The sequence below is a fragment of the Priestia sp. TSO9 genome, from assembly GCF_021029645.1.
Classification (GTDB): domain Bacteria; phylum Bacillota; class Bacilli; order Bacillales; family Bacillaceae_H; genus Priestia; species Priestia megaterium_E.
Genome location: NZ_JAJEKD010000016.1, coordinates 357,273 through 371,100, shown reverse-complemented (window position 1 = coordinate 371,100; position 13,828 = coordinate 357,273). Strand labels below are relative to the sequence as shown.

The window sequence follows — 13,828 nt, the reverse complement described above, 5'->3', positions numbered from 1 at the left end:
CTAACGTCATAGAAGCAAGCTTCTAATCAGTTCGCTCGACTTGCATGTATTAGGCACGCCGCCAGCGTTCATCCTGAGCCAGGATCAAACTCTCCGAAGAAATGTTTGACTTGCTCAATTTAAAAAATAAAAATTAACGTTGACGTTTACTATTTCGTTCAGTTTTCAAAGAACTCTTGTCTTAAAGCGACTCCTATATAATAACACTTTATAAGAATCGTTGTCAACACTTTTATATAACTTTTTTAAAACTACTAAAAACTTATATGTATTTTGCTGACTTTTTATATATTACCAAAATGAAAAGCCTATGGCAAGGTTTTTTTACATAAAAAAAGCCCCTGATTTTTCAGGGGCTCTTTTTATTCTTCCGTTTCTTCAGCTTCAATTATTATATCTGTCTCTTCATGTTCATCTAATTCATCTAATACTTCGTCTTCATCTTCTGAAGTTTGTACTTTTGCAACCGTTGAAACAAACTCTTCGTCTCCTAAACGGATGACTTTGACACCTTGTGTGTTACGGCCCATCTGTGAAATATCTGAAACAGAAACACGGATAAGAACGCCGCTTACTGTGATAAGCATAATATCTTCTTCTTGAGATACGCATTTCAGTGCGACAACATCACCATTTTTATCAGTGATATTACATGTTCTTAAACCTTTACCGCCTCTTGTTTGTACACGATATTCTTCAATCGGCGTACGTTTTCCGTAGCCATTTTTCGTAATGATCAAGACATCTGATTGTTCTTCGAGAATCTCCATACCGATTACTTCATCTTCTGAATCGAGAGTGATCCCTTTAACTCCAGTAGCCGTACGTCCCATTGAACGAACATCATTTTCATTAAAACGAATTAACATACCCTTCTTCGTTCCAATAACCATATCGCGCTTACCATCTGTCAATTTAACAGAAATCAATTCATCTTCTTCTCTTAAATTCAAGGCGATAAGTCCACTATTTCGAATGTTCTCAAAAGAAGATAAAGGTGTACGCTTAGAAATTCCTTGTTTTGTAGTAAAGAATAGATACCAATCGTCTACAAATTCATCGACGCGAATGATGGCATTTACCCACTCACCTTTGTCTACTTCTAACAAGTTAATAATAGGTATCCCTTTAGCCGTTCTTCCGTACTCTGGAATTTCGTATCCTTTTGTCCGATAGACTTTTCCCTTATTTGTAAAGAAGAGAATCGTATCATGAGTAGAAGTTGTTAGAAGATGTTCAACGAAATCATCTTCGTTTGTATTCATTCCTTGAATACCTCTTCCGCCTCTTCGCTGACTCTTATACGTAGAAACAGGCAAACGTTTAATATAGCCGTTGTGCGTTAAGCTAATAACAATATCTTGGCGAGGAATCAGATCCTCGTCTTCGATAATTTCCGCTCCTCCGCTTACGATTTCTGTTCGACGTCCGTCATTGAATCTTTCTTTTACTTCTATTAGTTCTTCTCTAATAATTTCTAATACTTTTTCTTCATCTGCTAAAATAGCTTTTAATTCAGCAATTAGCGCTAATAAAGATTGGTATTCCGCTTCAATCTTCTCTCGCTCTAATCCTGTTAAACGCTGTAGTCGCATATCCAAAATAGCTTGCGCTTGTTTTTCAGATAATGAAAACTGAGTCATTAATCCTTCACGTGCAATATCTGTTGTTTGAGAACCTCTAATTAAAGCAATAACGGCATCTAAATTATCAAGAGCAATCTTTAAACCTTCTAAAATATGCGCACGTGCTTCTGCTTTTCGAAGTTCAAATTCAGTACGACGGCGAATAACCACTACCTGATGGTCTAAGTAGTACTGTAGACATTGCTTCAAGTTCAATACTTTTGGCTGTCCATCTACTAACGCAAGGGTGTTAATGCCAAAACTTGTTTGAAGAGATGTCTGCTTATATAAGTTGTTTAATAAAACATTTGCATTTGCATCACGTCTTACTTCAATAACAATACGCATACCCGAACGGTCAGACTCATCTCGTAAATCCGTAATTCCATCAATCTTCTTATCACGAGCTAGCTCGGCAATTTTTTCAATTAGCTTTGCTTTATTTACTTGGTATGGTAGTTCATGAACAATAATAGTTTGTTTACCATTGCTTTGTTCTTCAATTTCTACTTTTGCGCGAACAATAATAGAACCTTTTCCAGTTTCATAAGCTTTACGAATTCCGCTGCGGCCAAGAATTTGTCCTGCAGTTGGGAAATCCGGTCCTGGAATAATCTCCATTAACTCTGCAATTGTGATATCAGGGTCTTGACTTACAGCTAAAACGCCGTCAATGACTTCCCCTAACTGATGCGGAGGAATATTTGTCGCCATACCTACCGCAATTCCGGCTGAACCGTTTACAAGTAAATTTGGAAATCTAGCAGGTAATACAATTGGTTCACGTTCAGAACCATCATAGTTATCTTGGTAATCAATTGTATCTTTATTGATGTCACGTAAAAGTTCCATCGAAACTTTTGACATTCTTGCTTCTGTATAACGCATAGCTGCTGCTGCATCTCCATCAACAGATCCAAAGTTTCCATGACCGTCAATTAGCATATAACGATAGCTAAAATCTTGTGCCATACGAACCATGGTTTCATATACAGCTGAGTCACCGTGTGGGTGATACTTACCAATTACTTCTCCTACGATACGAGCTGATTTTTTATATGGCTTATCCGATCCCATACCTAAATCATTCATTGCATATAAAATACGACGGTGCACGGGCTTAAGTCCGTCTCTTACATCTGGTAAAGCACGCGATACAATTACGCTCATTGCATAATCTAAAAAGGATGCGCGCATTTCTTGACTAATATTTACTTCTCTTATTTGAGAGTTTGGTTTATCTGACATCGATAAGAACCTCCTTCGCGAAGTTCAGTATAGTAATTCATATATATGTAAACGCAGGATAGAACCTATCTCTATCCTGACGTTTATATACCCTTTGTAAAAAATATAAAGGGTATTACCGTTCATTTAAATATCGAGATTTTTTACGTACTGAGCATTTTCTTCAATGAAATTACGGCGTGGTTCTACTTTGTCGCCCATTAAAATTTCAAATGTCTCATCAGCTTCAATTGCATCTTGCAAGTTCACCTGAAGAAGGGTACGGAATTCTGGATCCATTGTTGTTTCCCATAGTTGTTCAGGATTCATCTCTCCTAAACCTTTGTAACGCTGAAGGTTTGGTTTTGCGCCTTCAGGGAAAGAAGCTAATACCTCTTCTAATTGACGATCGTTGTACGCGTACTCCACTTTTTTACCTTGTGAAACTTTGTAAAGAGGCGGCTGGGCAATGTACACATATCCGTGCTCAATAATCTGTCTCATATAGCGATAGAAGAACGTTAGAAGAAGCGTACGAATATGCGCACCGTCTACGTCTGCATCTGTCATAATCACAATTTTATGGTAGCGGGCTTTCGAAATATCAAAATCGTCACCAATACCCGTTCCTAGAGCGGTAATGATTGTACGAATTTCGTTATTAGATAAAATTTTATCTAAACGCGCTTTCTCTACGTTGATAATTTTACCACGCAAAGGCAAAATAGCTTGGAAATGACGGCTTCTTCCCTGCTTAGCTGAACCTCCGGCAGAGTCACCCTCTACTACATACAGTTCGCTAATAGAAGGATCTTTTGATGAACAATCTGCTAATTTACCCGGTAAGTTTGAAATTTCAAGCGCGCTTTTACGTCTTGTAAGCTCACGAGCTTTTTTAGCTGCCATTCTTGCTCTTGCAGCCATTAAACCTTTTTCAATTACCTTTTTCGCCACAATAGGGTTCTCTAGCAAGTAAGTTTCTAAGTGTTCTGCAAATACGGAGTCAGTAATTGTTCTTGCTTCACTATTTCCCAGCTTTGTTTTTGTTTGTCCTTCGAACTGCGGATCTGGATGCTTAATAGAGATGATAGCTGTAATTCCTTCACGAACATCTTCACCCGTTAAATTGGCGTCACTGTCTTTAAATACGCTGTTTTTACGTGCATAGTCGTTAATTACACGCGTTAACGCTGTTTTAAATCCTGCTTCGTGCGTTCCACCTTCATATGTGTGAATGTTGTTTGCAAAAGAATATAAATTACTTGTATAGCTATCGTTATATTGAATAGCAATTTCTACAGAAATGTTGTCTCGATTACCTTCAATATAGATCGGCTCTTCGTGAATCACTTCTTTCGAACGGTTTAAGTGTTCAACGTAAGACTTAATTCCGCCTTCATAGTGATATTCACGTCTTTTATCTTCTTCACGTTTGTCTTCAATCGTAATTTTAATGCCTCGATTTAAGAAAGCTAACTCACGCAGACGATTAGCTAACGTATCAAAATCGTATTCAAGCGTTTCTGTAAAAATTTCACCGTCTGGATGGAATTGAATAACAGTACCTGTTTTATCTGTTTCTCCGACTACTTTTAAGTCAGCAGCTGGTACACCTCGTTCATATTTTTGATAATGAACTTTACCGTCACGATGTACGTGTACTTCCAAAGAGGTAGAAAGTGCGTTAACAACTGAGGCACCTACACCGTGTAATCCACCGGATACTTTATAGCCGCCGCCGCCAAATTTACCTCCGGCATGAAGAACCGTTAAGATAACTTCAACGGCAGGTCTGCCCATTTTTTCTTGAATACCAACCGGAATTCCACGACCGTTATCTTTGACTGTAATACTATTATCCTTTTCGATAATAACATTAATTTCATCGCAATAGCCGGCCAGCGCTTCATCAATACTATTATCTACAATTTCCCATACAAGATGATGTAAACCCTTTGCGCTCGTCGATCCAATATACATCCCCGGACGTTTACGAACAGCTTCTAATCCTTCTAATACTTGTATCTGATCAGCTTCATATGCTTGTACTTCTTTTTGTTCCATCGTCAAATGTATCACCTACACTTTTTTTTAACAGCAAACTGCTGTATTTATCATTTTGTATTATGTTTTTCGAATATTATGTGGAAATAATACGGAGCCTTTAATGTATTTGCCATTTGTTTACTTATGCACAAAATTTTCATAATCGAGGGTACGAGTTGAACTATATAGACTTAAAACTATAATGATATCATATTTCAGTTAGATTGCCTTGCGAAAAGTTTTTAGACAGATCAATTGCTATTTGACCTTTTGAATTTGGCCAGCTTCTACGTGATATGTAGCGGCTTTTTCTAAGGTCTCGTGATGAATTCCTTCAATGCTCGTTGTCGTTACAAACGTCTGAACTTTTCCTTGAATGGTATTTAGCAAGTGTGATTGACGAAAATCATCTAATTCAGACAATACGTCGTCTAAAAGCAAGATTGGATATTCACCTACTTCTTGATGAATTAACTCAATTTCAGCAAGCTTTAACGATAAAGCAGTCGTCCGCTGTTGCCCTTGTGAACCAAATGTTTGAACGTCTTTTTCATTAACGTAGAAAAGAAGATCATCACGGTGTGGTCCTGCTAAGGTGACACCTCTATCAATTTCTCTACTTTTTATTTTATCAAACTTTTGATGATATGCTTCTAACATTTTCGACAAATCTGCATCTTCTGATACATCAATTGAATTCTTATACTCAATTTTTAATGTTTCTAAGCCTCGACTGATCCCTTTATGAATAGGCTCTGCCCACTGTTGGAGTAACTGTAAAAACTCAAAACGTTTTTTTAAGATTTTCGCCGCCATTTCACTTAACTGTAACGTAAGTACGTCTAAAAGTGAAAGATCCGTTTGTTTTTTTGTCTGCAGCTGCTTCAAATATTGATTTCTTTGCTGCAAAATCTTTTGATACCTGCTTAAATCATGCATGTACACAGGCGAAACTTGACCAATTTCCATATCGATAAATTTGCGCCTTACTTGCGGACTCCCTTTAACTAGGTTCAAATCCTCCGGAGCAAACATGACAGTGTTAATTGATCCTATATATTGACTGAGTTTTTTCTGCTCAATGTGATTATATTTTGCTTTTTTCCCTTTTGTTGAGATGACTAAATCCAGTGTAACAGGCCCTCTATGCTTTTCTACAATGCCCGATAGCTTTGCATACTCACAGTCCCATTTAATTAATTCTTTATCGTTGGATGTACGATGAGATTTAGCCATAGATAATACGAAGATCGATTCCATCACGTTTGTTTTACCCTGTGCGTTTTCACCCAAAATGACGTTTACTTTATTTTCAAAAGGAATCGTTGTCTTCGTATAGTTTCGGTAATTTGTTAAAGTAATTTCTTTAATATACAAACGTTTCACCAACTTTAAGTAATAACAACAAATGATCCTGCAGCCGGTATATCCACTTCGTCATTTGCATATAATTTACGTCCGCGGCGCTCTTCTAGCTCCCCGTTCACATATACTTCGTGCTCACTTAAAAACCATTTTACCATTCCACCTGTTTGAATGACGTCTGCTAGTTTTAAAAACTGGCCAAGCGTAATGTATTCAGTTGAAATTTTAACCTTTGTTTTCATGCGACTCTCTCACTTTCTAATGATGTATCTCTATTTTACTAAATAATTCTCCTTGAGAAAAGAAAGCTACTAGTACGGCATGCTAGTAGCTTTCTGAGATTTAATATGTTCGCACTGGTAAAATCAGCTGCAGCATTGAATCATCCTCTAATGTTCGAATGACAAATGGACGCATCGCACCAGTGAAGTTAATTTTGATATCTGTTCCTTCGAGCGCTTTTAATGCGTCTAACATATATTTTGCGCTAAAAGAAATTTTTAATTCTTCTCCTGAGATAGACTGACTTTGTACCTCTTCAATTACTTTTCCGATTTCAGGAGAGTTAGAAGAAATTTCAACAATCCCTTCATCCAGCGTAGATAGTTTTACTACGTTGTTTCTTCCTTCACGAGCTAATAAAGAAGCGCGGTCAATCGATTGTAAGAATTCTTTTACGTTCAATATAACATCCGTTTTACTATCGGCTGGGATCAATCTTGAAGTATCAGGATAATTTCCGTCCAATAATCTTGAGAAGAACAGTAAGTGTTTTGTTTTGAATAATACTTGATTTTCCGTGATAACAATGTCTACTAATTCATGAGAATCATCAAGGATCTTACTGAATTCACTTAAACTTTTACCTGGAATAACCACATTATACGTTGCTTCATTTCCAGTTTCAATGGTCGCTTTTCGCAAAGCTAGACGGTGACTGTCAGTGGCAATACACGTTAATTCCTTGCCATCGACTTTCCAGTTTACACCTGTCAAGATAGGTCGTGTTTCTGAGGTGGACACTGCAAAGACAGTTTGTCGAATCATGTTTTTTAATAAGTCCGTCGGTAATCTAAACATGTTGTTTTCTTCGATCTGTGGCAAATGAGGATACTCTTCTGCATCTAAACCATTTAAGTTAAATTCAGCTTTTCCTGAACGAATGATTGTTAAAAAGTGACTTTGGACGTCTAATTCTACAATGTCTTTAGGAAGCTTTTTGACGATTTCACTAAAGAAACGAGCTGGGAGAACAACGCTTCCAGGTTTGTGGATATCAACAATCTCTTTTCCTTCTTCTTCGTTTGGAATAAACGATTCAATTGAAATATCCGAATCACTTCCGGTTAAGGTAACACCTTCTTCAGTCGCTACAATTTTAATCCCCGTTAAAATTGGAATTGTTGTTCTAGAAGATACAGCTTTCATAACATCTTGAACGCTTTGAACTAGATAGTCTTTCTGTATGATAAATTTCATAATAATTAATCCTCCTTAAAAGTAGGTTTAAAAGCTTATTATTTATTATATTTTAAGATAGTAGTAGTAATAGGGGCTGTGGAAATGTGGATAACCCCCAAAAACGTGAGAACACAGCCTATCCACATGTGGACAGACTGTGTACAATCCTAACTCACTTATACACAAAATACAAGTAAAAAAAGCCTATATTTTTAGTGATTCACTTATTTCTTTAATTTGTTTTTGTAGGTCAGTATCTGTTTGAACAAGTTTTGAGATTTTTTCATGCGCATGGATGACAGTAGTATGGTCTCGCCCGCCAAACTCTTCTCCAATTTTAGGCAGCGAAAAATCCGTTAATTCGCGAGAAAGGTACATGGCAATTTGTCTAGGAAACGCTACTGACTTTGTACGTTTCTTCGCTTTGAAATCATCTAATTTTATATTAAATTCTTGTCCAACAATCTGTTGGATGTCTTGAATCGTAATAACCCTAGGTTTTGAACTAGGAATGATATCTTTTAATGCTTCTGCTGCTAAATCAGCGTTTATATCTTTATTAATTAGTGAAGAATAAGCTACTACACGAATAAGTGCTCCTTCTAATTCTCTAATATTTGAATCAATCTGATTGGCGATATAAAGCATAACTTCATTTGGAATAACTAAGCCGTCCGCTTTGGCTTTTTTTCGCAAAATAGCAATTCGTGTTTCTAAATCTGGTGGTGTGATGTCTGTAATAAGGCCCCATTCAAAGCGAGAGCGAAGTCGGTCTTCAAGTGTAGGAATTTCTTTCGGCGGTCGGTCACTTGAGATGACAATCTGCTTGCTTTCTTCGTGAAGCGTATTAAACGTATGGAAAAATTCTTCTTGTGTTTGCTCTTTACCTGCTAAGAATTGAATATCATCAATTAGTAAAACATCTACATTACGGTATTTGTTACGGAATTCTACTGCTTTATTATCACGAATAGAGTTAATAAACTCATTTGTGAATTTTTCAGATGATAAGTACACGACTTTAGCGGCAGGATTATGATCTAACACATAGTGGCCTATGGCGTGCATTAAGTGTGTTTTGCCTAATCCTACTCCCCCGTAAATAAAAAGCGGATTATAGGCTTTAGCCGGCGCTTCTGCTACTGCTAAAGAAGCTGCATGCGCAAATCGATTTCCAGATCCGATAACAAATGTATCAAAGGTATACTTCGAATTTAGCATGCTTTGAGGAAATTCTGATCCTTCGTCTTTATTGACTTTCTTTTTAGGAGTTTGAATATCGAATTCTTCCTCGGCCTGGTTAGGAGGAATAATAAATTTCACATCTAACTCTTCCCCCGTAAGATCGTAAAGTGTTTCAGCAATTAAATTAGAATACCTAGATTCTAACCAGTCCCGTGCAAAATCATTAGGCGCAGTAATAATGAGCGTGTCTCCCTGTAAAGCATGAGCTTTTGTCGATTTGAGCCAGGTTTCAAAACTAGGTTTGCTTAATTTTTTTTCAATTTGATCTAAAGCTCTATTCCATAAATCATGAATGTTTTCCAACGAGCAATCCCTCCTTTTTCTAGCTTTTATGCGCTTTGTACAACTCTTGTACAACCTGTACAAAACCTTATGCATAAAAAATTTATATTTATACAATTTCTATTATGTGGGTAAATATATATTATAGAAGAAAGCCGACTATTCGACAGATTCCACATGGTGTGGATAACTTTATACAGTGATAGTGGAAATGATGTCCACAAGTTTTCCACAGTCTGTGGATAAAAACCAACTGTGGAAAAGTAATTAAGAGTGAAAACAAAAATATAATATCAAAGAATTCGGCATGATGCAATGAATTTTCGAAACTTATCCACAATCACTACACCTTGTGGAGAAAAGTTTTCCACAACACAAGATAGTGTGCATGAGTTGTCGATAAGGAATGGAAAAGTAGAAAAATGTCGAAAAAACTTATCCACAAAGGTTTAAGAGAAGAATTTGAATAAAAAAGAGGCTTTTTATAACATTTGTTGTTGTAGTTTTGTTCAGTAACGATGCGATCGCATCTGCTAGAGAAAGAAAAAGTGATAAAAAGGAAAATTTTTTTCTTTAATAAATCAATGAATTTTATTGATTAGGTATAGACAATTGGGTTATAAAAATATTAGAATGAAGAAGATTGAGTAAAACAGATAATGAAACCAAGAGATTGAAAATTTTATTTTTTAAATAACATTGACATCTTCTTAGTCTTTTCATTATAATTGCAAGGACTGTCTTTTTCAGTTATTCCTCGAGGAGGTGTTTATAGATGAAAAGAACTTACCAACCAAACAAACGTAAGCACAGTAAAGTACACGGTTTCCGCGCTCGTATGAGCTCAGCGAATGGACGTAAAGTTTTAGCTCGTCGTCGTCGTAAAGGAAGAAAAGTATTATCAGCATAATAGACCACTGACGCCAGTGGTCTTTTTTCGCTTTATAAGACTAAAATCACCTCTGTTCCTGTAGGGACTACATAAGAGCATGACCTGAAAAAGGGCAGGAGTTGTTAAAAATGAAAAAAAGATATCGTATAAAAAAGAATGATGAATTTCAAACAGTTTTTAAAAAGGGCAAGTCCGTAGCAAATCGCCAATTTGTCTTGTATGTTCTAGACAAACCGGATCAAGAACATTTCCGCGTAGGATTCTCTGTGGGCAAAAAGATTGGAAATGCCGTGACTCGTAATCGAGTTAAGCGCCTTGCTAAACAAATTATGTTTGAATTCACACCGTATTTAAAGCAAGACAAAGATTATATTGTAATTGCAAGGCAGCCTGCTGCAACAATGAGCTATGAAGAAATTAAAAGCAGCTTGCAGCATGTCTTTAAGCGTGGCAAATTACTTACACATAGACAAAACGATTAATAAACAATAGAAGAAAACCCTTTAATAGCTGTTGTTTTTCTACCGCATCCTTATATAATGGATTTTGACGCACTTTCAGAATTGAAAGGTGAACATGTAGAAGGAGGAAAAACAGGTGAAGAAGAAGTTGTTTTTAGGAATAACGCTTATCTTTCTATTAACTGTTTTAGCGGGTTGTACGGAAATTAACCAACCTATTACAGATGATAGTAAAGGTTTTTGGAATGAGTATGTTGTGTATCCGCTGTCATTAGTCATTACGTATCTGGCGGAGGTATTTAAAAGCTATGGAGTTGCGATTATCGTTGTCACAATCCTGATTCGCTTACTTATTCTACCGCTTATGATTAAACAGATGAGAAACACGAAAGCAATGCAGACGCTTCAGCCGGAAATGCAGAAGTTAAAGGAGAAGTACAGTTCAAAAGATGCCCAGACGCAGCAGCAATTGCAGAAAGAAACGATGGCATTATTTCAAACTTACGGAGTAAATCCTTTAGCTGGATGCTTTCCAATTCTAATTCAAATGCCCATTCTTATTGGGATTTTCCACGCGATTACACGAACGTCGGAAATCGCAAACAACAGCTTTTTATGGTTTGATTTAGGTGCGCGTGACCCGCTATTTATCTTACCAATTGTCGCAGGAATCACAACGTTTATTCAGCAAAAGATGATGATGGCCGGGAATGCAAGTCAAAATCCTCAAATGGCTATGATGCTTTGGGTTATGCCGATCATGATTGTAGTTTTTGCAATCAATTTTCCAGCCGCCTTATCTCTTTATTGGGTAGTGGGAAATCTATTTATGATTATTCAAACCTACTTCATTAAAGGGCCAGACTTAAAACAAGCGAATATTGAAGGGGTTAAAAAATGAACGAAATCACAATTACGGCCCAGACGATTGAAGCTGCTGTTCAAGAAGCATTAGATGCTTTAGAAGTAGAGCGAAATCAAACAAATGTAGAAATAATTGAACCAGGCAAAAAAGGATTTTTAGGAATCTTTAAGGGAAAACCTGCAGTTGTAAAAGTTACAAAAATAGTTGACCCTGTAGAGGAAGCGGTTCATTTTATTACAAATGTTAGCCGTGAAATGGGGATTTCGATTCATACGAACGTCAAAAAAACCTCGAGAAACTGCATAATTGAGATTAGTAGCGATTCTGCGGGAATGTTGATTGGAAAACATGGACAAACCCTTAATGCGCTCCAGCTTCTCACACAACTGGTAGCTAATCGATACAGTCAGCAATTTTTAAATGTTGTATTAAACCCAGAAGGCTACCGAGAAAAACGAAAAGAAATGGTCGAAAAACTGGCATTAAAAATAGCGAATCAGGCGATTAAAACGAATCGATCTGTTCAACTAGAACCAATGCCTTCGCATGAAAGAAAAATGATTCACCAAGTGTTAGCTAAAAATTCTTTAGTTGAGACACACTCTGTCGGAAAAGAACCGAAAAGAAGTATTTTGGTTCAGCCCGTCGGAAAAAAGCACTAGCAAAATGCGCTAGTGCTTTTTTATGTTTACTTTTATCAAGCTAGCGTTCAAAAAATCAAGTTACATACGTTGTTATTCACATGTGGATAAGTTAAAATAGTACATACTGCCTGTTTTCCTTACTGTGTATAACAGAAGAACGTTAGAGATGTTCCAAATCGGTGAATTGTGGTATTCTATTTATTTGGTTCATACAAATTACGGGCCTTAAAATAGATGTTTTTGTTCGTGGAAAATTGTTAACGATGATAGTATATAACATCGTTTAAAATAAAAGGTTTATAAAATGAAATGAGGTGAAGTTGGTGTTAGATTTTGATACAATTGCGGCCATTTCTACACCAATGGGAGAGGGAGCTATTGCCATCGTCCGCCTGAGTGGTGAAGAAGCCATTACGATTGCAGATCGTATCTTTAAAAGCGTTTCGAACAAACGATTAACAGACGTAGCTTCTCATACTATTCACTACGGTCATATCGTAGATCCCAAGACAGAGCAAGTCGTCGAAGAAGTGATGCTTTCCATTATGAAAGGTCCCAAGACATTTACTAGAGAAGACATTATTGAAATTAACTGTCACGGAGGAATCGTATCCGTTAATCGTGTGCTGCAGTTAGTTATTGCAAATGGTGCCCGTTTAGCTGAGCCGGGTGAGTTTACAAAACGAGCATTTTTAAATGGTCGAGTAGACTTATCACAAGCAGAAGCTGTCATGGATTTAATTCGTGCCAAAACAGATAAAGCGATGAATATGGCGATTGGCCAAATGGAAGGGCGTTTGTCCAAACTAGTACGTCATTTACGACAGGAAATTCTGGAAACACTTGCCCACGTAGAAGTAAACATTGACTACCCAGAATATGACGATGTAGAGGAAATGACTCACCAAGTATTGATTGAAAAAGCTTCAAATGTACGCCAAGAAATTGATAAGCTTCTTCAAACCTCTCATCAAGGGAAAATTTTAAGAGAAGGATTGGCGACGGTTATTATTGGACGTCCTAATGTAGGGAAATCTTCTCTTCTAAATAGTTTAGTGCAAGATGCAAAGGCCATTGTCACAGACATTCCCGGAACGACGCGAGATGTAATCGAAGAGTACGTCAACGTGCGAGGAGTTCCTCTGCGATTAGTTGATACAGCTGGAATTCGTGAAACAGAAGATATTGTAGAACGAATTGGTGTGGAACGCTCTCGTCAGTATTTGAAAGAAGCAGATTTAATTTTGCTTGTGTTGAATTTTAATGAAGAACTAACGGACGAAGATAAAAAGCTATTTGAAGCTGTAAAAGGCATGGACGTTATCGTGATTGTGAATAAAACAGATCTTGAGCAAAAAATTAATCTAGAGGAAGTGCAGCAATTTGCTGGTGATCATCCAATAGTGACGACTTCGCTTCTTCAAGAACAAGGAGTAGATCAGCTTGAAGAAGCAATCGCAGCTCTTTTCTTTGGAGGGACAATTGAATCTCAAGATTTAACATATTTATCTAATACGAGACATATTGCGCTTTTAACGCAAGCAAGAGGAGCTATCGATGAGGCCATCACAGGCATTGAAAGTGGTGTTCCAATCGATATCGTCCAAATTGATTTAACAAGAACGTGGGAACTATTAGGTGAAATTATTGGTGATGCTGTTCACGAAAGCTTAATTGATCAGTTGTTCTCTCAATTCTGTTTAGGAAAATAGATT

11 protein-coding genes and 1 rRNA gene are annotated in these 13,828 nt (G+C 37.0%); 5 read left to right on the top strand and 7 right to left on the bottom strand.

Annotated features, from left to right (window positions below; genetic code table 11):
* From LJC66_RS26745 to dnaA, 7 genes are all read right to left on the bottom strand, one after another.
* A 16S ribosomal RNA gene (locus LJC66_RS26745) occupies nucleotides 1–100 on the bottom strand; the annotation flags it as partial.
* A 262-nt stretch (nucleotides 101–362) separates the two neighbouring features.
* A complete protein-coding gene (gene gyrA / locus LJC66_RS26740) occupies nucleotides 363–2,873 on the bottom strand; it encodes a DNA gyrase subunit A (protein WP_013054825.1) in 2,511 nt (836 codons plus the stop codon).
* Nucleotides 2,874–2,999: 126 nt separating this feature from the next.
* On the bottom strand, nucleotides 3,000–4,916 hold the full coding sequence (gyrB, locus tag LJC66_RS26735; RefSeq protein WP_028411910.1) for a DNA topoisomerase (ATP-hydrolyzing) subunit B: 1,917 nt from the start codon (nucleotides 4,914–4,916) through the stop codon (nucleotides 3,000–3,002).
* A gap of 240 nt (nucleotides 4,917–5,156) precedes the next feature.
* A complete protein-coding gene (gene recF / locus LJC66_RS26730) occupies nucleotides 5,157–6,275 on the bottom strand; it encodes a DNA replication/repair protein RecF (protein WP_028409770.1) in 1,119 nt (372 codons plus the stop codon).
* A gap of 14 nt (nucleotides 6,276–6,289) precedes the next feature.
* Entirely contained in the window at nucleotides 6,290–6,505 is a 216-nt protein-coding gene (yaaA, locus tag LJC66_RS26725) for a S4 domain-containing protein YaaA (protein ID WP_195695634.1), read from the bottom strand.
* Between the two features lie 100 nt (nucleotides 6,506–6,605).
* Complete coding sequence (gene dnaN, locus LJC66_RS26720; RefSeq protein ID WP_028409769.1) at nucleotides 6,606–7,742, bottom strand: DNA polymerase III subunit beta; 1,137 nt, start codon at nucleotides 7,740–7,742, stop codon at nucleotides 6,606–6,608.
* Between the two features lie 186 nt (nucleotides 7,743–7,928).
* Nucleotides 7,929–9,272 carry a chromosomal replication initiator protein DnaA gene (dnaA, locus tag LJC66_RS26715; protein WP_028409768.1) on the bottom strand — a complete coding sequence of 448 codons (1,344 nt, stop codon included), beginning with the start codon at nucleotides 9,270–9,272 and terminating at the stop codon, nucleotides 7,929–7,931.
* Between the two features lie 754 nt (nucleotides 9,273–10,026).
* Between dnaA and rpmH the strand changes: the two genes are divergently transcribed.
* The 5 genes from rpmH (at nucleotide 10,027) to mnmE (ending at nucleotide 13,825) form a co-directional block, all read left to right on the top strand.
* On the top strand, nucleotides 10,027–10,161 hold the full coding sequence (gene rpmH, locus LJC66_RS26710) for a 50S ribosomal protein L34 (protein ID WP_013059930.1): 135 nt from the start codon (nucleotides 10,027–10,029) through the stop codon (nucleotides 10,159–10,161).
* 110 nt (nucleotides 10,162–10,271) lie between these two features.
* Entirely contained in the window at nucleotides 10,272–10,625 is a 354-nt protein-coding gene (gene rnpA / locus LJC66_RS26705; protein WP_013059929.1) for a ribonuclease P protein component, read from the top strand.
* A 115-nt stretch (nucleotides 10,626–10,740) separates the two neighbouring features.
* Nucleotides 10,741–11,505: a YidC family membrane integrase SpoIIIJ gene (spoIIIJ, locus tag LJC66_RS26700; RefSeq protein ID WP_028409767.1), complete on the top strand. Its 765-nt coding sequence runs from the start codon at nucleotides 10,741–10,743 to the stop codon at nucleotides 11,503–11,505.
* Nucleotides 11,502–12,131 (top strand): RNA-binding cell elongation regulator Jag/EloR, encoded by a 630-nt coding sequence (gene jag, locus LJC66_RS26695; RefSeq protein WP_050691086.1) that lies wholly within the window; start codon nucleotides 11,502–11,504, stop codon nucleotides 12,129–12,131. The genes spoIIIJ and jag overlap by 4 nt, the downstream gene beginning before the upstream one ends.
* A gap of 305 nt (nucleotides 12,132–12,436) precedes the next feature.
* Nucleotides 12,437–13,825 carry a tRNA uridine-5-carboxymethylaminomethyl(34) synthesis GTPase MnmE gene (mnmE, locus tag LJC66_RS26690; RefSeq protein WP_013085566.1) on the top strand — a complete coding sequence of 463 codons (1,389 nt, stop codon included), beginning with the start codon at nucleotides 12,437–12,439 and terminating at the stop codon, nucleotides 13,823–13,825.
* Nucleotides 13,826–13,828: the final 3 nt, after the last annotated feature.

Coding starts and splice junctions, on each gene's coding strand:
- dnaN (WP_028409769.1), bottom strand. CDS start 7,742: ATGAAATTTATCATACAGAAAGACTATCTAGTTCAAAGCGTTCAAGAT.
- rnpA (WP_013059929.1), top strand. CDS start 10,272: ATGAAAAAAAGATATCGTATAAAAAAGAATGATGAATTTCAAACAGTT.
- gyrA (WP_013054825.1), bottom strand. CDS start 2,873: ATGTCAGATAAACCAAACTCTCAAATAAGAGAAGTAAATATTAGTCAA.
- jag (WP_050691086.1), top strand. CDS start 11,502: ATGAACGAAATCACAATTACGGCCCAGACGATTGAAGCTGCTGTTCAA.
- rpmH (WP_013059930.1), top strand. CDS start 10,027: ATGAAAAGAACTTACCAACCAAACAAACGTAAGCACAGTAAAGTACAC.
- yaaA (WP_195695634.1), bottom strand. CDS start 6,505: ATGAAAACAAAGGTTAAAATTTCAACTGAATACATTACGCTTGGCCAG.
- gyrB (WP_028411910.1), bottom strand. CDS start 4,916: ATGGAACAAAAAGAAGTACAAGCATATGAAGCTGATCAGATACAAGTA.